The 24837-nt window shown below is 38.9% G+C and carries 19 protein-coding genes; 13 read left to right on the top strand and 6 right to left on the bottom strand.

The genetic code is table 11. From position 1 onward, the window contains the following. Positions 1-149 precede the first annotated feature (149 nt). From alsS to IGI94_RS15295, 3 genes are all read left to right on the top strand, one after another. Positions 150-1826 carry an acetolactate synthase AlsS gene (gene alsS, locus IGI94_RS15305; protein ID WP_008380291.1) on the top strand — a complete coding sequence of 559 codons (1677 nt, stop codon included), beginning with the start codon at positions 150-152 and terminating at the stop codon, positions 1824-1826. A gap of 568 nt (positions 1827-2394) precedes the next feature. Continuing rightward, a complete protein-coding gene (locus tag IGI94_RS15300) occupies positions 2395-2643 on the top strand; it encodes a hypothetical protein (RefSeq protein WP_008380289.1) in 249 nt (82 codons plus the stop codon). 54 nt (positions 2644-2697) lie between these two features. Next, a complete protein-coding gene (locus IGI94_RS15295) occupies positions 2698-3312 on the top strand; it encodes a CPBP family intramembrane glutamic endopeptidase (protein ID WP_008380288.1) in 615 nt (204 codons plus the stop codon). 376 nt (positions 3313-3688) lie between these two features. On the opposite strand, the gene IGI94_RS15290 is transcribed toward IGI94_RS15295, so the two are convergent. Next, positions 3689-4555 (bottom strand): aldo/keto reductase, encoded by an 867-nt coding sequence (locus IGI94_RS15290; protein ID WP_008380285.1) that lies wholly within the window; start codon positions 4553-4555, stop codon positions 3689-3691. 75 nt (positions 4556-4630) lie between these two features. Beyond that, entirely contained in the window at positions 4631-5050 is a 420-nt protein-coding gene (locus tag IGI94_RS15285) for a MerR family transcriptional regulator (protein ID WP_005233209.1), read from the bottom strand. Between the two features lie 389 nt (positions 5051-5439). Here IGI94_RS15285 and IGI94_RS15280 point away from each other — a divergent pair, with 389 nt between their 5' ends. Then, positions 5440-5892 (top strand): GNAT family N-acetyltransferase, encoded by a 453-nt coding sequence (locus IGI94_RS15280; protein WP_005230546.1) that lies wholly within the window; start codon positions 5440-5442, stop codon positions 5890-5892. Positions 5893-6022: 130 nt separating this feature from the next. Here IGI94_RS15280 and IGI94_RS15275 read toward each other — a convergent pair whose 3' ends face one another. Then, the gene (locus IGI94_RS15275; RefSeq protein WP_008380281.1) at positions 6023-6181 is read right to left on the bottom strand and encodes a hypothetical protein; all 159 of its coding nucleotides are present in this window, start codon (positions 6179-6181) and stop codon (positions 6023-6025) included. Between the two features lie 62 nt (positions 6182-6243). Continuing rightward, positions 6244-7851, bottom strand: a complete 1608-nt coding sequence (locus tag IGI94_RS15270) for an ATP-binding cassette domain-containing protein (protein WP_005233211.1) — start codon at positions 7849-7851, stop codon at positions 6244-6246. Between the two features lie 95 nt (positions 7852-7946). Here IGI94_RS15270 and IGI94_RS15265 point away from each other — a divergent pair, with 95 nt between their 5' ends. From IGI94_RS15265 to IGI94_RS15240, 6 genes are all read left to right on the top strand, one after another. Beyond that, a complete protein-coding gene (locus tag IGI94_RS15265; RefSeq protein WP_005230552.1) occupies positions 7947-9215 on the top strand; it encodes a radical SAM protein in 1269 nt (422 codons plus the stop codon). Positions 9216-9225: 10 nt separating this feature from the next. After that, positions 9226-10488 (top strand): radical SAM/SPASM domain-containing protein, encoded by a 1263-nt coding sequence (locus IGI94_RS15260; RefSeq protein ID WP_005233213.1) that lies wholly within the window; start codon positions 9226-9228, stop codon positions 10486-10488. Positions 10489-11620: 1132 nt separating this feature from the next. Continuing rightward, positions 11621-12262: a hypothetical protein gene (locus IGI94_RS15255; protein WP_005230557.1), complete on the top strand. Its 642-nt coding sequence runs from the start codon at positions 11621-11623 to the stop codon at positions 12260-12262. A gap of 25 nt (positions 12263-12287) precedes the next feature. After that, positions 12288-13697 carry an amino acid permease gene (locus IGI94_RS15250; protein ID WP_005230559.1) on the top strand — a complete coding sequence of 470 codons (1410 nt, stop codon included), beginning with the start codon at positions 12288-12290 and terminating at the stop codon, positions 13695-13697. Positions 13698-13726: 29 nt separating this feature from the next. Continuing rightward, the gene (locus tag IGI94_RS15245) at positions 13727-15121 is read left to right on the top strand and encodes a glutamate decarboxylase (protein WP_005233215.1); all 1395 of its coding nucleotides are present in this window, start codon (positions 13727-13729) and stop codon (positions 15119-15121) included. Positions 15122-15657: 536 nt separating this feature from the next. Further along, positions 15658-17106: a helix-turn-helix domain-containing protein gene (locus IGI94_RS15240; protein WP_008380272.1), complete on the top strand. Its 1449-nt coding sequence runs from the start codon at positions 15658-15660 to the stop codon at positions 17104-17106. A 296-nt stretch (positions 17107-17402) separates the two neighbouring features. Here IGI94_RS15240 and IGI94_RS15235 read toward each other — a convergent pair whose 3' ends face one another. Together IGI94_RS15235 and IGI94_RS15230 are read right to left on the bottom strand one after the other, a co-directional pair. Beyond that, positions 17403-17792, bottom strand: a complete 390-nt coding sequence (locus IGI94_RS15235; RefSeq protein ID WP_035006924.1) for a YxeA family protein — start codon at positions 17790-17792, stop codon at positions 17403-17405. A gap of 421 nt (positions 17793-18213) precedes the next feature. Further along, positions 18214-19635, bottom strand: a complete 1422-nt coding sequence (locus IGI94_RS15230) for a cryptochrome/photolyase family protein (RefSeq protein ID WP_194188682.1) — start codon at positions 19633-19635, stop codon at positions 18214-18216. Between the two features lie 354 nt (positions 19636-19989). Between IGI94_RS15230 and cls the strand changes: the two genes are divergently transcribed. The 3 genes from cls to IGI94_RS15215 all read left to right on the top strand — a co-directional run bounded on the left by cls (position 19990) and on the right by IGI94_RS15215 (position 24831). Further along, entirely contained in the window at positions 19990-21519 is a 1530-nt protein-coding gene (cls, locus tag IGI94_RS15225) for a cardiolipin synthase (RefSeq protein ID WP_301389521.1), read from the top strand. Between the two features lie 501 nt (positions 21520-22020). Then, positions 22021-23331 carry a PTS sugar transporter subunit IIC gene (locus tag IGI94_RS15220; RefSeq protein ID WP_086316659.1) on the top strand — a complete coding sequence of 437 codons (1311 nt, stop codon included), beginning with the start codon at positions 22021-22023 and terminating at the stop codon, positions 23329-23331. Between the two features lie 27 nt (positions 23332-23358). Further along, positions 23359-24831 (top strand): glycoside hydrolase family 1 protein, encoded by a 1473-nt coding sequence (locus IGI94_RS15215; protein WP_438899931.1) that lies wholly within the window; start codon positions 23359-23361, stop codon positions 24829-24831. The last annotated feature ends 6 nt before the right edge of the window (positions 24832-24837 follow it).

The raw sequence follows: 24837 nt of genomic DNA, 5'->3' as shown, positions 1-24837 counted from the left end.
AATAAGAAATAGACGTATAAAAAAATTCCCTAATGTACAACTCTTTCTTTTGAATCTATAGTACACGAGTAAGCAAATTTATTACCTTTACAGTTATCTCAAGTAATCCTAATAAACAACTTGCAAAAAACATTTAGGAGAGATTTATTATGAATAAGAACGGTGCAGACTTGATTGTAGATACATTGATTAAAAATGGTGTGGAATATGTCTTTCAATTGCCAGGCGGCAAGTTGGGTCCGTTATTAATGGCTTTGAAAAAACGTGAAGAGATTAAAGTTGTTACGGTAAGACATGAACAAAATGCTGGTTTCATGGCACAAGGAATTGGGCGCATGACTGGTAAACCTGGTGTAGTGATGACTACGTCAGGACCGGGGGCTTTGAATTTGGTCACGCCCTTAGCTACGGCGACTTCTGATGGTGACCCGGTATTGGCTATTGCCGGACAAGTTCCACAAGCGAAGTTAGTAACACCGTATCCTCAAAATCCTAATATTTCTGGCGTAATGAATGATTCAACGATTACTAAATATGCCAAGGAAATTCAGCATACCGATGCCCTTGCGGATGAAGTAGCGAATGCGTATGTCTCAAGTATCAATGGCAATCCCGGGGCCGTTTTTATGGATATTCCAGGTAATATTCTGTTAGCTGAGACCACTAAATCTGGTTTGGCTTTTTCGACCTTAGTGAATCAATTGGACAATACGATTAGTGACGAAGCTGCCATTCTTAGTGCAGTTGAGAAAATCAAAGCGGCAAAACGCCCAGTTATTATCGTTGGTGCTCGGGCAGCCGATGATAATGCGGCGGCTGCCATTCAAGGGTTCGTTAAAAAAACGGGAATTCCGGTCGTGGAGACGTTCGAAGCTACAGGTCTATTGACGCATGAGTTTTCCCAAAACTATGTGGGTCGAGTGGGGCTGTTTAATAACCTGCCTGGGGATGAACTGGTTTTTAACAGTGATTTAGTGATTACATTGGGATTAAATTTGGTTGAATACTGGGCTTCTGTTTGGAATACCGATAACAAGCGCATTATTGATATTGATACTGTAGTGGATCATTTAGATGAAACTTATCTCCCTGACACCATCCTCTTAGGCAATATCGCAAAAAATCTAAAAAATATTACCAATAGCATAACGGAACAAGCCATTACGGATGAGTGGAAAATGGTGGTTCATGACTTGCAAGAAAAATTGACAGCGAAGAAAAAAGTACCCAGCCAAACACCTGAGGATGCACTACATCCATTGGAAATTGTTGACTCTTTGCAAAAAATAATCGAGGCTCATCCAAATACGACCGTTGTTATGGATGGAGGAAGTCATGAAGTGTGGCTGGGTTCGTACCTAAATGTGTATCGGCCAAAACATTTCTTAATGTCTGATGGGGAACAAACCTTAGGCGTCGGTCTTCCTTGGGCGATTTCAGCAGCACTGTTACGTCCAGAGGAAAAGATTTTGTCTTCAGGTGGGGATGGCAGCTTTATGTTTTCCTCACAAGAATTAGCTACAGTAGCCCATTACAATTTGAATATTGTGCAAGTAATCTGGGTGGATAAAGAATACAACATGGTTGAATTCCAACAAGAACTAGACTATAACGGACAAAAAGAAGGGGTCGATATCGATTATATTGGGTATAAAGAAATGGCTGAAAGCTACGGTATTAAAGCAGTTCGTGTACGTTCCAAAGAAGCTTTAGATGCTGCGCTGAAGGAAGCGTACGCTACGAGTGAACCAAGAGTGATTGAAATGATCGAAGACAATCATGAGAATATTCATTTACGAGATAAAGAACCGTTTAAAAAGTACTGAGTCTTTCTACTATGGGCCACAAAACATGTGTTAGAAAAGAATGGCAATGCACCTTTACTACGTTAAAGAAAAGAAAGTTCTTTTTACAATAAAAACAGTGCCTGACTAAAAATATGAAGTGGAATTTTTAGAGAATCCAGGACAGAAGTCTTTAATAAAATGCCGTTGGTAAGGACGATGATTCGTTTGCTGCTAGCGGTATTTTTGTTAGCATCTCCTCTGATTTTTTCGGAGAAAAGGTCTGCCAATTCGGCACTGTCTTAAAAAAGCACATCGATACTCTAAATACGGTGGATAGCGGTGATTTGGATACGTGTTTCTAGTCTTCATAGAGGCAGATTTCAAGTAAGTCGAATGAAGGAAATTAAGCACTTCCTATGTTGTTTGATGGAAGAATTATTAGTGAGGAGACTCCTTTTTCCAGCTAAGGAATGACTTCTATAGGATGGTTTCCTTGTTAATTGTTGTAAGTATAATGTGTAAAAATATTTTAAGTTTCTTTTTTTAATGATTGATATGTATAATAAGATGGTAAAGCAATAAAGTGTATGCTGAAAAGAGGTCTCTTATGAAAAAATTTGCACTCGGCGTTTTTTGTTTCAGTCTTTTTATCACGGTCGTTGGCTTTTTTTTACAAACGATTTTGATTCCTATTCAAGATTTTGACACAATAAGCCAAGAAGAGCTTAAGAATATCCAACTTGATCTTGCTATTAATTATCCATTAGGAACTGGTATGCTCTATGTCGGACTTCCTTTGTTAGTATGCTCGAGTGGTTATTTGGTTTATTGTTATTTTAGAGATAGGAAGAACTGAAAGAAGAGTAAAACTATCTGGAGTATAAAGCTTTCGTTCATTAGGAGGGATAAGTTGAAAAGAGGGTTATTTTTATTGTTTTATGTCCTATGGAAGGGGCTAGCAATACGTGGCATTCCTTCTTTTTATGCAAGATATTTGATGAGTTATAATCATTTCGGAGTAAAACTATTGTTCGTTTTACTTGGTATCCTTCTTTTCCGTAACTATTTAGTAGAGAGTTATAAAAAGATAAATAAAATTGCGCTAATAAAAATCGGTCTCATCGTACCTACTAGTATTATCCTCACTATCGGTTTAATTAATATTCTTTTATTTCGTGATCTCAATGCGTTGATTTTTGTTTATCTCTCCGATCAAAGAACCCTTCCATTTGTATTCGATGTACTTTTGCTAGCACCTGTTTTCGAGGAAATGCTTTATCGCTATACACTGATTTATGTTGGAGAAAAACGATGGTTGAGAATCATCACTGCTGTCGGAAGCCTCTTGCTTTTTACTGAAAGTCATATCGTAAATGTGAACGGGAATCTTTTTGCTCTTTTTCCCTACTTTGTCATAGGGTTTTATTTGACGATCACCTATTTACGTAGGGGAAATATTTGGGAATCCATTTTTGCACATAGCTTCTATAATTTCGTTGTGATGGCAGCAGCTATCTTGATCTAAAGATTTCTTCTTAATGTTTCCTCTTAATAGTAGAAGAATTGGGGGCAATTTATCTATTATGTACGTATAGAATCTCTAAAACATATTTGGTGAAAGTACATTTGAGAGGTCAGAGAAGCGTCTTAGGCATGTTGTTTTGTACAGTTCTTATCTACGAATGTCTGTCCTTCGTCATTTTTTAGATCATCATTTAGGTTCCACTGCTAAATATGAAAAGCAACTCCTTGTTCAAAGATGACTCACTGGCCCTATTTCCAAGAACATTGTCATACTGACAAAGAAAAGTGACGACATACAATTCAGTAAGAACTAATACAAGTCCGCTTCCTTTTGCAATGTGAGCGGACTTGTATTGGTTCTCTTCAATAAAAACCTATTAACTTTCAGTATCTAACATCCGCTCCATAAACCATTCCACTTGTTGGGGGGCATCGTGGTCAAAGAATGCGGACTCTTTTTTATCTAAAGCGGCTATTTTTTCAATGTCTTCTTGGGAAAGCTCAAAGTCAAAAATAGCAATGTTTTCAGCCATCCGTTCTGGACGAACTGTTTTTGCTAAAGCGACAATCCCTCTTTGCATCAACCAGCGAAGAACAACTTGACCAACCGTTTTGCCATATTGCTTGCCAATTTCTGCTAATGTCGGATTGGTAAATAGGTCATGGCGTCCTTCTGCAAAGGGAGCCCAAGCTTCAACTTGGACGTCATATTTTTCATGCCATTCCTGATCTTCCGCTCGTTGATTCCAAGGGTTCACTTCGATTTGATTGATTTGAGGTTTCGCCTCATTCAAGCCGACAAACTCGATCATCTTAGCTGATTTGAAATTTGAAACGCCAATTGCACGTAATTTTCCTGTTTTTTGAGCAGCAACCATTGAGCGCCAAGCACCATAAATATCTCCATATGGTTGGTGAATAAGGTAGAGATCAAGATAAGTTAATCCCATTGTTTCAAGCGAATGTTCAATCGTTTCTTTCGCTTTATCTTCGGAAGCTTGGAGAATAAATAATTTAGAGGTAACAAAAAGTTCTTCTCGAGTGACTAGACCTTCAGTGATGGCGCGCTTGATTCCCTCGCCTGTTTCTGTTTCATTTCCATAAATAGAAGCAGTGTCGATCAGTCGATACCCAGCTTTGATTGCTTGGTAAACAGCTTCTGCTGTTTCTTCCAAAGGTATTTGATAAACGCCAAATCCTAGTTGCGGCATGGTGACACCATTATTGAGTGTGATTGTTTGCATAATGTTTCCTCCTCTAATTTTCATTGCATGTTCTATCCTAAACCTTGGAGTTAAGTCCATAGCAAGTGAAAGATGTTACTTTTTTCGTTCCCATAATTTTTCCACTTTATCAGGGGTCATATTTCCTGCTTTAAATTTTGCGATATGCTCATCATACGTTTCTATCTTATAAATAAGTAGGTCTCTTACTTCCTGCATTGCTGCTAACTTTTTCTCTAATTCTTCGAGTTGATCGGCTAAAATCTGTTTCTGAGCTGTTTCGACGTTTTGACTTTCACGTACTTGTGCCAATTGAGCAAATTCAATTAGCGATTCGATCGACAATCCTGCATTTCGTAAATGTTTTGCTAAATAGATCCAGTTTAGATCATTTGTTGTGTACACCCGATAGCCACTCTCATTGCGTTGGACAGGTGGAATCACACCGACTCGTTCATAATAGCGCAATGTGTCTACGCTCAAATCAAACATTTCCGCTGCTTTTTTTATATTCATCGTTGGTTCTCCTTATCTTTTCTATAAGTAATCATAAACCCTGAAGTGGACTCTAGGGCAAGTGGTTTAAAATCGTTTATTGAAAAGAATATATTTTGTTCGTTATGGCGACTATTCGGGAAGAAAAAGCTACAAGCATTTTTATTTCAACAGAATGATTTGAGAAATCATCAGTATTGAAAGCTCCTTTCTTAGTGTGTTTCAAAGCAAGTCATACTCTCTTAGAATTGATTGTTTCGTTATCTATTTGAGCGAGGCAGTTTTTATCCATAGATTTTAAATAAATCCATCTCATGTTATGATGATGTTGAAAATTCTTAACTTGGATCAATGAAACAGCGATTCTTGTTATGAAAAACGAAAATAAGCTGATGAGAGTGTGACTATCCATGAATATAAAAGAAGTAAGTAGTATGAATCAAAAGTTAGAGCAACAATTAATTGAAGTATGGGAGAGTTCTGTTAAGGCGACGCACACCTTTTTGTCAGAGACCGAAATCCAAGCCATTAAGCAATACATTCCAGAGGCATTGCATCATGTGCCACATTTGATTATCGTAGAAAGTGAAAATGGAGAGCCAGCTGGCTTCATGGGGATCTCGGATCGAAATCTTGAAATGCTTTTTATAGCAAATGAACAAAGAGGCAAGGGACTAGGAAGAAAACTCTTGGCATACGGGATGGAAAACTATTCTGTAAATGAACTGGGAGTAAATGAACAGAATCCTCAGGCGAAAGGATTTTATGAGCATATGGGATTTGAGGTATACAAAAGAAGCGAGTTAGACGAACAAGGAAACCCTTATCCAATTCTTTATATGAAGAAAGTTGATAACAAGTAGCTGTTAAAAATTATTTGCGTTTGCGGGAAATATGTAAGAAGGAGTCGAGACATATATAGCTAGTCACGACCCCTTCTTTGATTGCTATTATCCTTATTAATAAGTAAAGTAAGGATCAAATGATTTTCTCTTAACTAGCTTTCTCTTCTTTTTTTATCTCTTCTTTTTTCTGATTTGAAAATGGTGTATCAGTCTCTTCAGGTAAGATGATTGGTGGATGATGGGAATGCTGATTACTTCCACACATGGTGATGATTTGTTCTTTTGAAGCTTCAGAGATTACTTTCATTGTATACCTCTCCTTTCTTTTATATTTCCAGATGACATAAGGTAGGCCTATATCATCTAAATTCATGATTTATTTAACTGAATTAGCTCATCAAATGAACCTAGAAATTCCTGATTTGTTGAGTGAGTAACGACAATGATTATTTTATCTGTAAGTGAGCAGATTAAGTCACTGATAATCATCTCGTTTATACTGTCTAGACCAGATGTTGGTTCGTCAAAAAGAATAACATCGGAATCTTTAAAGATTGCCCGAGCAATCTCAAGCCGTCTAAGCTCGCCGCCAGAAAGAAAGTTTATCCATGTATTATCTTGCGTATCGGTTAAATCATTGTTATCAAAGCGATCATCTAATCCACTTCGTTTTAAAACATCAACGATTTTTTCAAGTTCGTATTCACTAAAAATAGAAACGTTGTAAGCAATACTCGTCTGGAAGATAGCAGTTTTTTGTTGGACAAGTGCAACTTTCTCATAAAGGGAGTCTCTAGATAGCTGATTCATCTCTTGCTGGTCAACCAATACTTGATGATCGTCGATAGGGTAAATTCCCGCTAAAATATTCAATAGTGTCGACTTCCCGCTACCGCTTGCGCCAGTGATAGCATATTTTTTTCCACGCTCAAATGTTTGAGTAAAACCATTAAAAATCAAACGATTTCCATGATGGAAATGCAGATTTTCAATCGATAAAGTATTTATTGGTTCTGCAAGTTCAAGTGAGCGATTGGGCTCATCATCATCGGTACCATCAATGAAAGCTATAAGATCGTCCGCGACCTTCTTGCTCGCTAAAATATCTGTAACTGAAGTACTGAAATACTCTAACGGACCGGCAATCGTACTCATTAGTGTAGTCATCGCAATAAGATCGGGAATGGTGATTATTTTGGCAGCAACAAAGAAACCACCAACGATCCATGTCCCTGAATAGGCAAGATCCCCAAGTCCAAAAGAAATTGCATAAGTCAGTCCTTGTAAGGTTTCAAAAGTGATACTTTCCTTTTTTAATCGTTCACTACTGTTAGTAAAAATTTTCGTATATGTTGGAAAACCTTTGCCGACACGTAAGGTCAGGTATCCTGAGAGAAGTTGGTCAAATAAACTAAGTGTACGATCTTGCTCCAGAACAACGGACTTGCGACGATCACTAAGGATTCGCTTAGCGAAATAAGGGGCTAGCAAAGGACTAAAAGCTAAGAGCAGCATAATCAATGAAAAAGAAGTGTTTAATTTTAGTGTGAATAAAAGAGAGAATAGAAAGGTAAAAATGCTTAAAATCAGTCCAAATCCGGGCTTTAAAAATTCTAATTCAACGACTTTCATTTCATTTGCCAACTTTGAGAGATACTCGTTTTTCTCATTTTTAAGAAATAGTACCGGATTCATTCGAACGATTTTCTGCGAGAGACTCTCTCTCAGTTGATTCATTATTGATTGAACTAAGACGGATTTACTTCTTCTTGGAATAAAATCGCTCATCGTGTTCAATAAGATGTAAAAGAAGGCGAATATACCAATAAATAAAAGTCTTTTTACATCTCCTGACATAGCAACCTCGGTGATTTGTCTATACACCAAAGCAACCCCAACTTGAATGAGCGCTGCCATTGCGCATAAAATCACATGCAAAAAGAAAAGTGGTTGGTTTCTTTTTAATATTTTTTTCATTCTCTCCCTCCTATGTAAAAACTATATCACAAATTAAAAAAAAATTGAAATATTATTTTGTGAAATGTATAATTATTGAAAAAGGGGGTTAGGTGATGCGTTTTTCACGGTATGTCGATATCATTGAGAACGGTAACGAGACTATTCTTTGCAATACATTAACGCAAGAAATAGTTACTATTGATTCAAAAAAAATGAAAAGTAAAACGGAGATTTCGAGCGAAATAAGTGAAGGTGAACGAAAATATTTATTTGAAAATGGATTTATACACGGTGATTTGGAAAGTTATAAACAGAAAACAATCAATTTAAAGAGAGACTTAGTTACTATCACTATAAATATCACAGAAGATTGCAACTTTTCGTGTACTTATTGTTACCAGAATGATTTCCTTTCTAAAAATGTTATTACTGATCAGACGATAAATAATATAATGCAATACATTTTAGACATTGCTCAGCTAGGCGTTCGGAGACTATATATCTATTTTTTCGGGGGCGAGCCACTTCTTTATAAAAAAAGAATTCTCGCAATTAAAAGTAAGATTGATCAAATTGCGTCAGAGAAATCACTCTCAATTTCTTATGGTTTAGGAACAAACGCCTATCTACTCACTCCAGATTTTATAAATCATTTTGATTCTTTAATTGTCGATACTACACTAACATCTAGAAAAGATCATGATAGAAATAGATCTCTTAAGAGTGGAAGCGGAACGTATGATAAGATTTTTGAAAATCTAGCGGTAGCATCTAAGAGCGGACGTGTTAAAATCCATATTGGTTATAATACATCTGATAAAAATACAGAAGAGTTTCAGTCTTTTCTCGTTACGATCCGCCAAAGTGATATCAAAGCCCATATCAATTGCTATTACATTAATAACTATGAGTTTAATGAAAATTATTTCAATGCATTATCCTATGAAAAATATCTAAAGTGGGTATCTTCAACTGCAATTGATCACCTAATTGAAAACGGTTTCCTGGTGAATGTCTCTCCATTTTCTTCGTATCGCTTTGAGTGCGATGCGTATAATCCTTGGTCTGTAAAGTTTTTCTCTGATGGATCTATAGGGTTATGTAATGCAACAAATTTTTATGAACGTAGAATAATAAAAAGTTTTACAGAATCATCTTCTTTTGCAGAAGATGTTCAATATAGCCTTTATGACCAAAAGAGTGTTCTTCCGAAAAGCAACAATCAGTGTAATTCATGTGAATTAATTGCAGTGTGTCGAGGAAAGGTACAGTGTGATACTTCATGTAACCCCAACTATTCAATTGATAGAGAAACATTCATACGTTCTTTTGTAAAGCATACAAATCTAGGTAACAGAAAATTTTTTACCCAATTTAATTAGGAGTGATTTTATGAAATTATCGCAATATACGATTGTTGAAGAAGTGGATAATGAAATACTTTTGTACAATTCGGTATACTCTGCTATCGTTTTACTAACTCAAAGCGAGTTCCATGATCTACAGACTTTTATTAATAACGATAACTTTGAGAAAACAGAATTATTCTCTTATTTAGAAAATCAAAATATCATTGTTTCCGATGAGATTGATGAAGAAGCAAGATTAGTGTCTGTGGCAAATGAAAAACGATATAATCCTAGTCAAGTAACTTTCACAATTGCCCCTACGATGAACTGTAATTTTTCCTGTTTTTATTGTTACGAGCAAGGGTTTAGACAACATACTATGACTACTGAAACTGCTAAGAAAACAGCTGAGTTTATTCTTAAAAATGTATTACCCCATCAGTCATTGAAAGTAATTTGGTATGGAGGAGAGCCTTTGATGGGATTGAACTCTATTAAAGTTATAAGTGAAATAATAATGAAAAACGAAAAAAAATATAAAAATTTCAACGCAGAAATTGTATCCAATGGTTATTTGCTAACAGAAAAAGTTGCACAACTTTTAAAAAGTTATCACGTTAATTATGCTCAAATTACTCTGGATGGGGATCAGATAAATCATGATTCTAGAAGATGTTTAACAAATGGGAAAGGGACATTTGCAAGAATATTACAGAATATAGTTAAAACTCTAAAATATATTCCAGTAACTGTAAGAGTAAATATAGATAGGGAGAATAATCATGAAGATGTTATTCGTTTGATGAACTCGCTGGATAATTTTAATTTACTTAAGAAAGTTGGCTTTTATCTTGCGCCGGTAGAGGATTTTGATACCTACAAAACACCCACATGTTATACATCCCAAGAGTTTTCGAAAGAAGAAATAATGGTTTATAAAAGTCTTTTGGAAAGAGGGATAAATATTGTTGCCATACCACGGACAACGATTGGGTTCTGCGAAGCTATCAATCGAGATGACTATGTAATCGACCCTAATGGATTTTTATATAAATGCTGGGTTCATATTGGTAAAACGATTGGACGAGTTGGAGATATCTATACAGGAATACAATTGAACAGTGTGCATAAAACATTTACAGAGTACAAATTTTTTTCGAAAGCGAAATGTTCAAGTTGTAAAGTTCAACCTTTGTGTTTAGGAGGCTGTCCGTTAATTCGAATGAATACAGGTGAGTCGAAGTGCGTTAGCTATAAGTACAATATTGAAGAGCATATAAAAATGGCTTCGGCAAGACTAATATAATCTGGTGGAATATTTTTGCTTCAGAAGATTGATAAGGTCTTCTTAAAAAAATAGCTTAGTTAAATAAGGTTACTATGTTACATTGTGAATAGAATCTATACTTACTTATGAAAATAGAAAGCGTAACTCAATTTTCTCATTCATATTGTAATAAATGATTTCTCATATTAAAATTTTTATAAGAAAACTAAATAGTGAGCAAAGCTCACCCCAAGCAGCCTCCGAAACTGTTTTCGGGGGCTGCTTGAGGTTTGGGGGGCTTAGCTAGCTAAGTAATGATCGATCACTAAAAAAATGATCAAAACAGAATAGGCAATTTTTTCTTTTCAATCAAAAAATTTTGATCATTTTATCAAGCAGAGGATGGCACAAGTAAGTGGAAAGTAGGTAGTGGCTATTTTTTTGTTCAGGATGGGGAAGTAGATTTGTCTAGGATACGCCGGAGGATAAACGTTTTGAGGATCATTTGTTTTTGACTTACCTATGTGCCATCACTGCGGAAACCCTGTGGATGAAGGCGTCATGTACGACACCAGATACTCGGATGAGAGCTAAGGACGTTTGATTGCCGTGCCTGACACGCTTTTTCTAACCGCAAAGTCGTAGGGGCTAAAGAGCTACAGCGCTGAGACAGATGACTGCCCCGTGCGATTTTGGGTGTTTTTTGAACCCTACAAGCTGCTATTGCTACGCGTCTATTCGTCGCAAGCTTGGAAGGTCTTCTCATAAAATGCCCGTCAGCTGTCAACAGGCTGCCTTTTGCATCAGGAAGCATCAGCGTTCCAACAAATCTTTTTGATCCAGTAGTCGCCCACTCATTTTGGGCAACTTCTATCCGAGAAAACATTGCGTTAGAAGTATGTCTGTCCGTCTTTTCCAGATAAAAGTCAGCTGAAAGAGGGCTGATACTTAACAAAACGGCAGTTAGGACGACCACAAGCGCTCTCAAAAAAACTCAGTCCTTTCTTTTCAATGGTCATTGTTCTTATCTGCACTTCATGATAGCACCGAAACGCGAATTATTTTTCGCGTTTTTTTGTTTTTAAAATAAAAAATTAGGTATTCGCTTTTTTGGGTTAAATGGTATACCTGAGATGGAATAAAAATAATAAAAGAAAGGACAGGATTTACAATGAAGAAAACATCATTAGTTGCAGGTTTCGTTTTAGGTGTAGGCGTTTTGTTTACTCTAGGTGCATGCTCAACAGTGGAAGAATCAGGGGAAGTGGTCTCTGGGTCTGGAACGGAAACGTTGATCAGCGATTCGTCAGATGAAGTAGTTGTGGGAAGTGAAAAATTGAGTGATGACGGGTATTTTGAAGAAATCGTAACTAAGGGAATCGATCCGAAAATCAAAGACGTCGTTTGGTATGAAACGAATTATGAAAATGCTGGTTGGGATCACATTCGCTTTTTAGTGAATCATGTAAAAATCGTGAATGTAGAAGAATTCAAAGACAAAGACAAAGAATACAAAACATTGCTCTCACTGAAATATCAATTGTTTAATGAAGATTCGAAAGACAAAAAAATCAAACCTGACAAAGCCTATTTGGTGTTGAATGATGGCAAAAAAGTAGAAGCGGAAGTGTTTGTGGACTACTTAGATGATGAGATTTTGACCCATGACAAACATAAAGATGGCTTTATTCATTTTAAAGTGGCGCAAGAACAAAGTTTGCCAGCGATCAAAGCGGTCGAAATCGAATTTAAAGCAGATGGAGATTTGACACATACGTACCATATTGATCTATCTTCCGCTGCTGAAAAATAGTATCTAACGATAGGAGGTAAAAAAAATGGATACTAGCAAGAAAAAACTATCATTGTTGAGTTTTTTTGCAATAACTGCTTCAATGGTGATGACGGTATATGAGTATCCAACCTTTGCGACATCGAAGATGAATTTAGTTTTTTATTTACTCGTCGGCGGTTTCCTCTGGTTTATCCCTGTAGCCCTTTGCTCTGCGGAGATGGCTACTGTAAAGGGATGGGAAAAAGGGGGACTCTATACCTGGGTCTCAAAAACATTAGGGAGAAAATGGGGCTTTGCTGCCATTTTCTTCCAATGGTTCCAAATCACGGTAGGCTTTATTACGATGATTTACTTTATTGTCGGGGCGCTTTCCTATGCCCTAAATTGGCCGGCTCTTAATACGAATGTTTGGCTGAAGCTGATTGCCACTTTAGTGATCTTTTGGCTGATCACGATCTCGCAATTTGGCGGAACAAAAAATACTGCGAAGATTGCCAAAGTAGGGTTCTTTGTGGGGATCGTCGCAACAGGGATCATTCTTTTTATCTTAGGAATTGTCTACATTGCTCAAGGGAATCCCGTCAAAGTTTCTTTTGGATCAGGCGCTTGGATTCCTGATTTCACGAAAATCAATACGCTGGTCGTTTTTGTTTCCTTTATTTTAGCCTATGCAGGGGTTGAATCTTCTGCCAGTCACGTAAAAGATATGGACAATCCTGGAAAGAATTACCCGAAAGCTATTTTGATTTTAGTTGTAGCAACGATTCTTTTGGATACGTTAGGTGGGGCAACGGTGGCTGCCACGATTCCCCAAAATCAATTGTCTCTTGATACTGGCGTGATTCAAGCCTATTCTTATTTGATCCATCATTTTGGCGGCGGAGAATGGCTGGTTCGTTTGATTGCCGTGGTCATCTGTTTAGGTGTCATTGCAGAAATTGCTGCTTGGGTGGTCGGCCCATCGACTGCGATGCTTGAAGCAGCTGAAAATGGCTTGCTGCCAAAACAAATGGCCAAAGTCAATCAACACAATGTCCCAATCAATATCGTTTTGGTACAAGGCATCATTGTTTCCATTTGGGCGGTTGTCTTGACATTAGGCGGTGGAGGCGCCAATCTATCCTTCTTCGTTGCGATGGCGTTGACGGTCTGCATCTATCTGGTGGCTTATGTCCTCTTGTTTCTTTCCTATATTAAATTAGTCAAAGAAAAAGACGACTTAACAAGAACGTATCATATTCCTGGTGGGAAAAATGTGAAAATTGGTGTTGCGATGGTTGGTTTGCTTGTTTCTATTTTTTCTTTCTTTATTTCCTTCTTTCCACCGAGCGATATCGGCACCGGAAAGGGCGGAACCTATTTAGCCATCTTGATCATCAGTTGGCTGATTATTGTCGTGATACCGTTTGTCATCTATAAATATGTAGGTGAAAAAGCAAGCGATAAAAAATAAAAAGCACAACCTATGAGGAGGAGAGCTGCATGTTATTTAGTAAAAAAAATCGAAAAGAAGCCCAATATTTGGAGCCTATCTATGGGAATGAGGCAATGGATCAAGCGATCCCTATGTACAAATTACCAAAAGAGTCCTTGGTACCGCGGGATGCCTATGAATTAGTCAAAGATCAATTGATCGATGAAGGGGTCTCAAGACAAAATTTGGCGACGTTCTGTCAAACCTACATGGAACCAGAAGCAGTCAAAATTATGAGTGAAACCCTTGATAAAAACGCCATCGATAAAACCGAGTACCCACGGACAGCAGAAATTGAAAACCGCTGTGTCAATATGATCGCTGATTTATGGCATGCCCCAGAAGCGTCCGATTTTATCGGTACATCAACGGTAGGCTCAAGTGAAGCGTGTATGTTAGGTGGATTGGCCTTAAAATTTGCTTGGCGCAATCGGGCAAAAAAACTTGGCTTAGATATCAATAAACAAAAACCAAACTTAGTGATTTCTTCTGCCTATCAAGTCGTTTGGGAAAAATTCTGTGTCTACTGGGACATTGAAATGCGAACGATCCCTATCGATGAAGAACATGGCAGCATTAATGTTGAAAAGGTCACGGACTATTTAGATGAATATACGATCGGGGTCGTTGGTATTTTAGGAATCACTTACACTGGACGATACGATGATATCAAAGCACTAGACAAGAAATTAGAGGAATACAACAAACACACCGACTACAAAGTCTACATCCACGTGGATGCGGCTAGTGGGGGATTGTACACGCCATTTATGGAACCAGAACTTGAATGGGATTTCCGTTTGAAAAACGTTCGTTCCATCAGTACGTCTGGACATAAATATGGGTTAGTCTACCCTGGTATCGGTTGGGTGCTTTGGAAAGAAAAAGATTTCTTACCAGAAGAGTTGGTCTTTAAAGTAAGTTATCTTGGCGGTGAAATGCCAACGATGGCCATCAACTTTTCAAGAAGCGCCAGCCAAATCATCGGACAATATTACACCTTTATCCGCAATGGGTTTGAAGGCTACCGCTTGATCCACAAAAAGACCAGCGATGTTGCCCAATATTTAGCAAAAGAGATTGAAAACATGGGTTACTTCGATATTTATAATGATGGTTCACGGTTGCCGATCGTCTGCTACAAATTAAAAGAAGATGCCGATATTTCTTGGAATCTGTATGATTTGACGGATGAATTTGCGATGAAAGGCTGGCAAGTCCCTACCTATCCATTACCTGATAATCTATCACATATCAATATCCAACGCTTTGTCTGCCGGGCAGATTTAAGTATGCAAATGGCAATGGATCTGGTGCAAGACATGAAAGAAGGAATCGAGCGCTTGAACAAGCGACCAAGCCGTCATGTTTCATCCGATCAAACCTATGGCTTTTCACATTAAGAAACGGTATCGCTAGAAACCCTTTCATTGCTTTTTTCAATGAATAAAAAGTCCCTTTATGAAACGTTTTTTGCAAGACTGAATGAACCTTGGTTTATAGAAAAATCAAAGGCGGTTGCATCGACTGCCTTTGATTTTTTTGTTTGTAAGAACGGGTAAGCACTTGATAGTGTCGTTTTTTAAGAGAAAGTAAAAAAACAGTGCTTGATAATTTCATTTATTGACATTTCTGACTTGTGATAGTATTAATTATTATGGTCTAAATATATTTTTTTAGAGAAGAACGTTTTACATAAACGAAAAGGAAACCTTAGAACGTTGTCGTGAGGGAATTCTTAGGGAAATTCGTCTTGCATCGAGGGTTTTTGTTTGTCAGTCATGGTTTGTTGGGGAGTAAGTGAAGGAAAAATATGTGTAGAAAGGGCCTGTTTTTACTGCGCTTGTTTGTTTCATAAGTAACGTACTGCTATCTTTTTCTGTAAATTGGTTGTAACTATTCTGAATGAATATAGATTTACACTGGAGGAAAAACAGTCATGTATAAAGAAGACTTACTGGATAAGGACTTAAAATTAGAGTATATCTTGCTCAAATTTTTGTATTTATCGACCGGTCATATCAAAAAAAGTGATGCGTGTCGGGAATTAGATATTACGATGCCGACCTTGACGAAATTATCAGAGAGCCTTCAACGGCAACTAAAAAATGAGAAGGTCTCATTTATCATCAATCGTTATACGTTGGAACTGCAAGTAACCGATAGTGTCTCACTGGATGATTTGACCGACACGCTATTGAAAAAATCTGCTAAATATCAAATCATCCATTATTTGTTTCAACATGCAGGCTATGATGCCTTCGTCTTGGCTGATGAATTAAACATAAGTGTGGGGACCCTCAATCGATTGATTGCTGAGTGCAATCAGTTGTTGCAGCATTTTGAATTAAAGATCAGAAACAAAAAACTAGTTGGAACGATGACACAACGCATTTATTTTTACTATAATTTTTTCAAAATGGGTGCGACAACGATCGATTCTGTTTTGATCGATGACCTGGTTGCGGAGTTAGCGAAAAAAATAACCTTATCGATTGCCCAACAAAAGCAGCTGAAGATCTGGTTGTATGTGATTATGAAAAAAGTCACGTCTCACACGACCTTGGGAAGTTTAAGTCCAGAAGAACAAACCAAAATCGAGCGCTGCCAAGAGATGCCCCTCTGTCACTTTATTCGACAGATCTATGCTTCTAAAAAATGTATCTGCTCAGTAGATGAAGCGAAGATCGTGCCATTCTTTATCTGTCTCTTCCTCATTACGGTGGGCGGGATTCCTTACGAGGAACTTCGCTTAGGATTGTACACCAATAAAAATCCCGTCTTTGAGATCACCGATGAAGTCATGGCAGCAATCCAGTCCATTTATCGTCTTGATGCCTCGCATACGACGATCGATATCAAAGCCAATGTCTTTTCCTTAATCGCACAAGTTTATTACTTTCATGGAGTGAATTATTCCATCGATCGAGTCACGCTAAATTATTACCACAAAATGTTTCACAATTCCTTGCGGGATCAAGTGATCTCAGACATTCTGGAACACATTATTGCACCGACCAACTTGTTTACGCCCACGAAACTCAACTATCTCAAGAAACGCCTAGTCTTTTTAATTTATATGTTATCGCCTAAAGAAGAATATCGGGTACGGATCGGGGTCTTAAATATGTGCTCTAGTCTTTTGGCGGATGCTTCGATTTACTTGTTAAAAAATGAACTAAAAGGCAAGCAAAATGTTGTTGTTTTACCCTATACTCCGGACGAGACGTTTGACTTGTTGATTTCCAATGCCAATCTCCCCCAATTAGGGAACAATTATGACCAATTTTATCAAGTGACCGCCATTGGTGCCGATTTAGACGTCAATCAGGTTTCTGCGATCGTCGATCAAATTGCTTATTCTAAGTATCATTCTTTTGTGGTGTGAGCCATCACTTGTTAGTTAAAAAGCAGCGAGTCAACGGATAGGTGATTCGCTGCTTTTTCAATTATCTGCGAAGTAGGGAAAGGAAAAGGCGCTTGAATTGCTCTTATCATTGATGACGGAATGAAAACAGGGATCAGTCAAGCAGCTTTCTGCTAGATAATGTGTCCAGTATCCTTGTATAACTTATCGCAACAGAGCAGAAGACATCAAGCGTGAAAATAACAGAAGGGATTCAAAATGCTGGTTTTGGAAGGATGTAAAAAAAAGACCCACATAATGATGTGAGTCTGCAATCGTTAGTTCTGATTTTCTAATTTTTCTAGAACCTTTTTGGGAATTGCATCTTTTTCAACGCTATTCGGGCCTTTTATTGTGCGCTTTTCACTGATCACCGCTTTTACATAAGAATTTGGGGTTAAGGGTTTTGCGTTATCTTCTGATAATGAAACCTCGAGTGTTTGTGTGCTACCATCTTCTTTTACAAAGTTTAACGTGTAATCGTAAGAATACCAAGGCGACTGGTCGCCGATGCCGCTTTTACTTTCATGTTCTACCTTAGGGAGAATCTCAGATGGGACATACGCGTAAGCTGTTTGTCCTGAGTAGGTGGATTGATAATATTCATAGCCTTTGTATCCGGCAAACCCTAAAAGTACGACTAAGACGAATCCGATTATTTTTTTCATATAAACCATCCTTATCCTCAAATATGGATATATTATAACAGAATGGTTCTATAGATGACCTTTCAACAGACGAACAGTTTTGCAAGGAGAAATGTTACTAGCCAGTCGTGGAAAAGTGGGGAACGCCGCTAATAAAGGGTTCTATCTATAAATCGTCAGGGGATTGTTGCTTAGAGTGACTAGAAATAAGTGCGGAATCAGGCGAAAAGACCTTAATAAAAAAACACAGCATGGAAAATGTTTCTTTTTTGTATGCTCACCAGCAGACTATTTGATAAGACGTGTCGTTGTTTTTTTCACTATAGAAAGATGAAAAACGGCGCATCAGTTTAATAAAAAACCAGCAAAGACGAGCTCTTACGGAGCGTCTTTGCTGGTTTTTTTCTACTGAAAATGTTTGAGCGCAGGCCATGACAGCTGCTTACGGCTCGATTTTACTATACAAATCGAGGGCTCTTTTCCTGGCTTCGTTATGGTCGACTATAGGCAACGGATAGTCGGTGCCTAAAACTACCTTTAGGTCGGCTTGTTCTTCGTCAGTCATCAGGTAAGGTTCGTGGATGAATTTTAGCGGCAACTGGGCGAGTTCGGGAACAAATTGTTTGATAAACGTCCCCTCTTTGTCGAATTTTTTCCCCTGAGTGATGGGGTTGAAAATTCGAAAGTAAGGAACCGCATCGGTGCCAGTCGAAGCTGCCCACTGCCAGCCGCCGATATTGCTGGCAGCGTCGTAGTCGATCAATTGTCGAGCAAAATAGGCTTCTCCTTGCCGCCAGTCGATCAATAAATCTTTGGTTAGAAAGGAAGCGACGATCATCCGTAGACGGTTATGCATCCAACCGGTTTGATTCAGCTGCCGCATCGCGGCATCAATAATCGGATAGCCGGTTTGTCCTGCTTGCCATTTGTTAAACGCCTCTTCATCCTTTTGCCAATCCATGTTTCGATATTTCTCAATGAGTTCATAGTTTTTTTGCTCCGGATGAGTGAAGTAGATCATATGATAAAAATCTCGCCAAGCCAGTTCTTTTAAAAAGGTCGCTTTGCCAGTGCTGGGTGGCATTCCTTGGCAAGCGGCCCAAACCTTCCGAATAGAGAGTTGTCCAAAAGACAAGAAAGGGGACAGGCGGCTGGTTCCTTTGATCGAAGGGAGATCACGGTCTTTTTCATAGGCGGCCAAACGCTTTTGCACAAAGGCCTGCAATTGTTTATGCGCATAGTCTTCCCCAACGATCGTTGAAAAATCGATCTTTCTATTTTTTAGTAGCTTAGCAAGCAACGCTGTCCCCGCTTTAAAGTGAGATGCATCATCAAAATCAACGGCTTTTTCAAAATCAAGGGCCTGCTTTTGATACACCGGTTTGGGCAGCTGGATCCATTTCTTATAATAGGGCGTAAATTTTTTGTAATACGTCCCGTCCTCTTTGGTGACTTCCGTTGGTTGGTGCAGATGATGTTCTTCAAAGAAATGGACAGTGACGCCTTTTTTCTCGACCAATTCTTTTATATAGAGGTCGCGTTTACGACCAAATCCACGGTTATCAAAGTTGAAGTACAGTTGGCTCCATTCTGGATAGTGAGCGAACAACTGATCAAAGGCTTCTGTCAACGTTCCCGTCAAGAGGTGGATCGTCAGATTTTGCTTTTTGGCAGCCTCGATAAAGTGAGCAACCGCGCTAAAAAAGTAATCATGGCTTGGTGCATCGGGGAGAAACTGCTTTTCATTGAGATGAAACACACACAACAATTGGTCGTTTGCTTGAAGAGACAAAAGCGCCTCAGTAAGCGCCGTATTGTCCTCTAAGCGCAGATCCTTTCTAAACCACATCACATGAATTGCCATAACAACCTCCTTGATAGTATAACCGTGCTAAAAAAACGATCGGATTTCGTTCATAGTAAAGGAAAGATGGGATTTATTCAAATTTGGCGATTGCGTAAGGAAAATTGCTGTTGCAACAAGTCGAGGGATGCTTACAGGGTTTGTTTTAATTGGTGCACCGATTTGAATAGGCGCTTGTCATTTACCGTTTCGTTTCTGCAAATCGTCTCTTCTTAATAAATAATAGGTAAAAAATGAGTAGTAGGGGATGAAATGAGTTACATTTGCGTAACGAGAACGTATATAATCATAGTATATAGTGAGGCTTTTTACTTTAGCGTTTATTAATAAGCGCATATTTGGATGGAGTGAAGGATGATCAAAAACAAATTACAGCAATACAAAATTTTAACGCTTTTACTGATACTTGTGACGGTTGGATTAATTCTCTTTTTAAATCAGATGATTTATGCTTGGCAGGCCATTGAAATTTTGGCGATTCTTCTTTGTGGCTACTTAGTGGTTTTTGATCAAAGGGATGGAACTTCGAAGATTGCTTGGATCTTAGCTTTATTGTTTTTACCGATTGTAGGAGTCATGTTGTATTATTTAATTGGTCGTGAACCTCGATTAAGGAAGTTGCCCAAACAGCAGATACAAAATGAACGGGAAGTGCAGCGAACGGTTTCGGCTATTTTGCAAGAACATTCAGAGGTCATTCATGGGAAACATGATCTCTCCACTGAGATTTTTCATCTTTCGGGCAAGTATCCCACAACTAATAATCATCTGACTGTATTAAACGAAGGCGCTGAGGCATTCGCTTCTTTGCTGGAAGATATCAAGAAAGCCAAGCATCATGTGCATGTGTTTTTTTATATCGTTAAAGGGGATGAAACAGGGGAGGAGCTGACAAATGTTCTGGTCGAAAAGGCCAAACAAGGGGTGGAAGTTCGGTTTATGTATGATAGCGTGGGGTCGATCGCCTTTCCTAATCAATTGTTATTATTGATGCGAAAGAATGGAGTAGAGGTGCGCACGTATGATTTGTTGAACTCGCCTTGGCTAAGTAATAAAGCGAACTGGCGCAATCACCGTAAAATGGTCGTTATTGATGGGGAGATTGCACATACAGGAGGCATGAATATTGGAAATGAATATAGTGGGCGAGGCAGTAAGTTTTCTTATTGGCGAGACACAAACATCCGGATAGAAGGACCTGCTGTTCTAGAAGTTCAAGAGTGTTTTATTTATGATTGGCTCTTTCTTGATGAGACGGAAGAAACGGTCACTCATTTTTTGACACAGACAGCTACGTATTTTCCGTTGAAGACCGACGTTCAAAGCGGTTCGGAAATCGTTCAGGTAATCTACGGCGGACCCTATGATAGCGAGCGAATCATTAAGGATTCCTTTAATGATCTCATTGGAAAGGCAACGGATTCGATTAAGATCGCCATGCCTTACTTTATTCCTGATGAAGAAAGTTTAGGTGCGCTTAGAAGAGCAGCACGGTGTGGGATCAACGTGCAATTGATTGTGCCGGGAAAAGGGGATCGAGGAATTTCTTTTCATGGCACGAATTCGTTTATTGATGATTTATTATCTGCCGGCGTCGAAGTCTACACCTATGATGAGACTGCTTTTATTCACTGTAAATATATGATCGTCGATGAGTTTGCTGCAACGATCGGGTCAACAAATTTTGATATTCGTAGTTTTTACCTTAACCATGAGTTATCTATGTTCATCTATGGACCGTCTAACATAATCACAGAGTTAAATCAGCAATTTATGGAAGACTTAGCTCGTGCAAAATTAGTAGAAAAAGAAGAATGGCAAGCCAGAAGCCTTTTGACGAAAACAAAAGAAAAAATCAGTGGCTTGTTTGTTCCGATTCTTTGAAGGAAGATAGTGAACAAAAGAATGAATTATTTCTGATCCATCAGTCTCATATATGATTGCCCTATGATTCCTAGCGGATAGCATCTTCTCAGCTAGGGATTATTTTTTGTTTGTGCTAATCTATTGGCTGCATGGATGGAGAGTCTAGCGAATTGCTAGGATTTGTAGTGATTAAGCGATGGGGGTGAGTGAGACGGTGCGTTCACCTGAATCTGTCCACGATCATTCGATTTTTGTGTGTAATGCCCCGTTTTTATGTGAGGAGGGAATGCTAGGAGCTGCTCGTGTCTTCAGAAGATCGTTTTTGAAGAAGCGGGGAACAATGAGACCTCTTTTTCATGTTCCACGCTATTTCATGACGAATCGTGAAACAAACGTTTCAGTTTCAAGGCTGCCTATTGAAATAAGCAATAATTTACGAGATATTGAAATCGGTTACAAGGGTTTTATCCGGAGAAACTTGATGTGATTAAAAGCCAATTTTTTTCAGGGAGGAAAACTATGAGTGAATCAAAATCTATCATCAATGATCGAATAATGCCTGTAATGGGGAAAATTAGTCAGATAAAAGCGATTCGAGCGATTCAATATGGGGCGATGTCTACCATGCCATTGACATTGGGGGTCAGTCTGATAGCTATTTTAGTCAATCTGCCCGTTGAGCCTTGGTTGGCTTGGTTAGCGCAAACTGGGATCGATGAACATATGCGTGCCACTATCAAGGTGACAATGGAAATTACTGCGTTGTATATGACGTTTATGATTGGTTATCATAATGCCAATGAAAGAAATTCAAGTCCTGTGACCGGTGGGATATTATCTTTGGCCTCGTTTTTCGTTTTGATGCCGCAAGTGATTCCCTATGATGGGGGCGAAGTAGCCGGACTAAATTTTGACTATATCGGCAGTAATGGTATTTTCGGCGGGATGATCGTAGCGCTATTGGTGTCTAGTCTATATTGTGTATTGGACAAAAAAGGCTTGGTCGTTAAACTGCCAAACTCGGTGCCGCCAATGGTTGCCCAGTCGCTTTCGCCGACCTTTATTGCCATTATTATATTTGTACTTGTTTGCTTAGCTCGCATCGGCTTTAGTCTAACTGCGTGGGGCGATTATTTTGATTTTATCAATGGCGTGGTCGGAGCACCGATTATGAACTTGGGGGCAACACCGATTTCGGCGATTATTTTTATGATCACTATTTCGATCTTCTGGTTTTTTGGGATCCATCCCAATACGATCCTCAGTATTTACTTGCCGGTTTTAATGGCTACAGGGGTTGCCAATTTAACGGCGTTTATGGAGGGAGAACCGATGCCGCATTTGGCATTTTCAGCGGTGATGGCTTTTTATGCACTTGGAGGTGCGGGCAATACCTTAGGAATCTCGTTGCTGATTCCCTTTATTTCGAAATCACAGCGCTATAAAACTCTTGGGAAACTCAGCTTGGCACCAGCGATCTTTAACATCAATGAGCCATTAGTGTTTGGTTTGCCACTGATGTTGAATCCGATCTTCTTTATTCCGATGGTCAGTACTTCTTTGGTGAATGGGATTATAGGGATCATCGGCTACAATCTTGGGGTGTATGACACACTGAATCCTTCGATCTCACTGCCTTGGATCATGCCAGCCTTCATTGGACCGATCTTGACCATCGGGATCAAAGGTGTGATTGCGGTAGTCATTGCGATTTGTATCAATGGGTTGATCTACTTGCCGTTTTTCTTAAAAGCCGACAAGCTGGCATTGGCGGAAGAGCAAGCGCTTGAAGATGAGGTTATGGCAGAGAAAGTCACAGAGGCGGTCTAAAGAAAGACAGGAGGATCAGTCAATAACATGAGTTTACCAGAAGGATTTTTATGGGGCGGCGCTACCGCCGCCAATCAATATGAGGGGGGCTTTGATCAAGGAGGCAGAGGACTATCTACATTGGATATTGTTACCAGCGGCAGTCAGGAACAGCCCCGTCAACTTACTGTGAAAGATGCGCAAGGCAAAATCCGCAACATTTCTATGTATGAAGGAATGCCAGCGGATTGCCAAGGATACTTAGACGAAAATCAGTATTATCCTAGCCATCGCGCCACAGATTTTTACCATCATTGGCAAGAAGACATTGCTTTATTTGCTGAACAAGGCTACAAGGCTTATCGGATGTCGATCAGCTGGACACGGATTTTTCCTGATGGAACGAAAGAATCGCTTAATGAAGAAGGAATTCTCTTCTATGAAAGGATCTTCAATGAACTGCTCAAATACGGCATTGAACCAATCGTTACCTTAAATCATTTTGATATGCCGCTGGCTTTAGCTGAAAGTCGTGAAGGATGGCTGGATCGGCGTACGATTGAAGATTTTCTGGACTATGCGGTTTTGCTGTTCGATCGTTTTAAAGAGCAAGTGAAGTACTGGATCACCTTCAATGAAATCAATTTTTTGAATGGCTATGTTTTTTTAGGGATCAAAGGAAAAGACTTAGGAAAAAGGGCGCAAGCATTGCATCATGTCTTTCTTGCTAGTGCCCGCTGCGTGATGGAAGGCAAAAAAATCAATCCCGATTTTCAAATTGGAATGATGCTTGCCAGTGCTGGTATGTACCCAGAAACCTGTAATCCAAACGACAGTATGCGGGAAATCGAAGTTTCTAGAATGTTCAAATATCTGTATAGTGATGTCCAATGCCGTGGGTATTACCCTGAATATGCCTTGAAGGAGTATGAACGAAACGGCTGGCAGCTGGTCATGGAATCAGATGATCTTGATCTTTTACGCGTAGGGACGGTCGATTTTCTTTCTTTTAGTTACTACAATTCAGCGGTCATCTCCACAAAAGAACAAGAAAAAACGAGCCGCGGCAATATGATGGAAGCGGTAAAGAATCCCTACTTAGAGGAATCGGAGTGGGGGTGGCCGATTGATCCGACAGGTTTGCGGATCGTATTGAACCAATTGTATGATCGCTACCAGCTGCCGTTGTTTATTGTAGAAAACTGCTTAGGCGCACTTGACACTTTTAACGAACAAAACGAGATCATCGATGATGCGCGTATCGCTTACCTCAGCGCCCATATTGAGCAGATGATCAAAGCGGTTGTACATGATGGCGTGAAACTACTGGGCTATACACCGTGGGGCTGTATTGATATCATATCTGCAGGAACAGGGGAAATGAAAAAACGTTATGGGTTCATTTATGTAGACTTGGATGATGCTGGAAAAGGGACTTTTGCCCGCAAAAAGAAAAAATCTTTTTACTGGTACAAAAAAGTGATTGAGTCTAATGGCACCTCGATCCAAGCAAAGTCTTGATTCAAC

It is taken from the genome of Enterococcus sp. AZ149 (assembly GCF_051714285.1).
GTDB classification, from domain to species: Bacteria; Bacillota; Bacilli; order Lactobacillales; family Enterococcaceae; genus Enterococcus_D; species Enterococcus_D entomosocium.
This window is presented reverse-complemented; position numbering and strand designations above follow the sequence as displayed.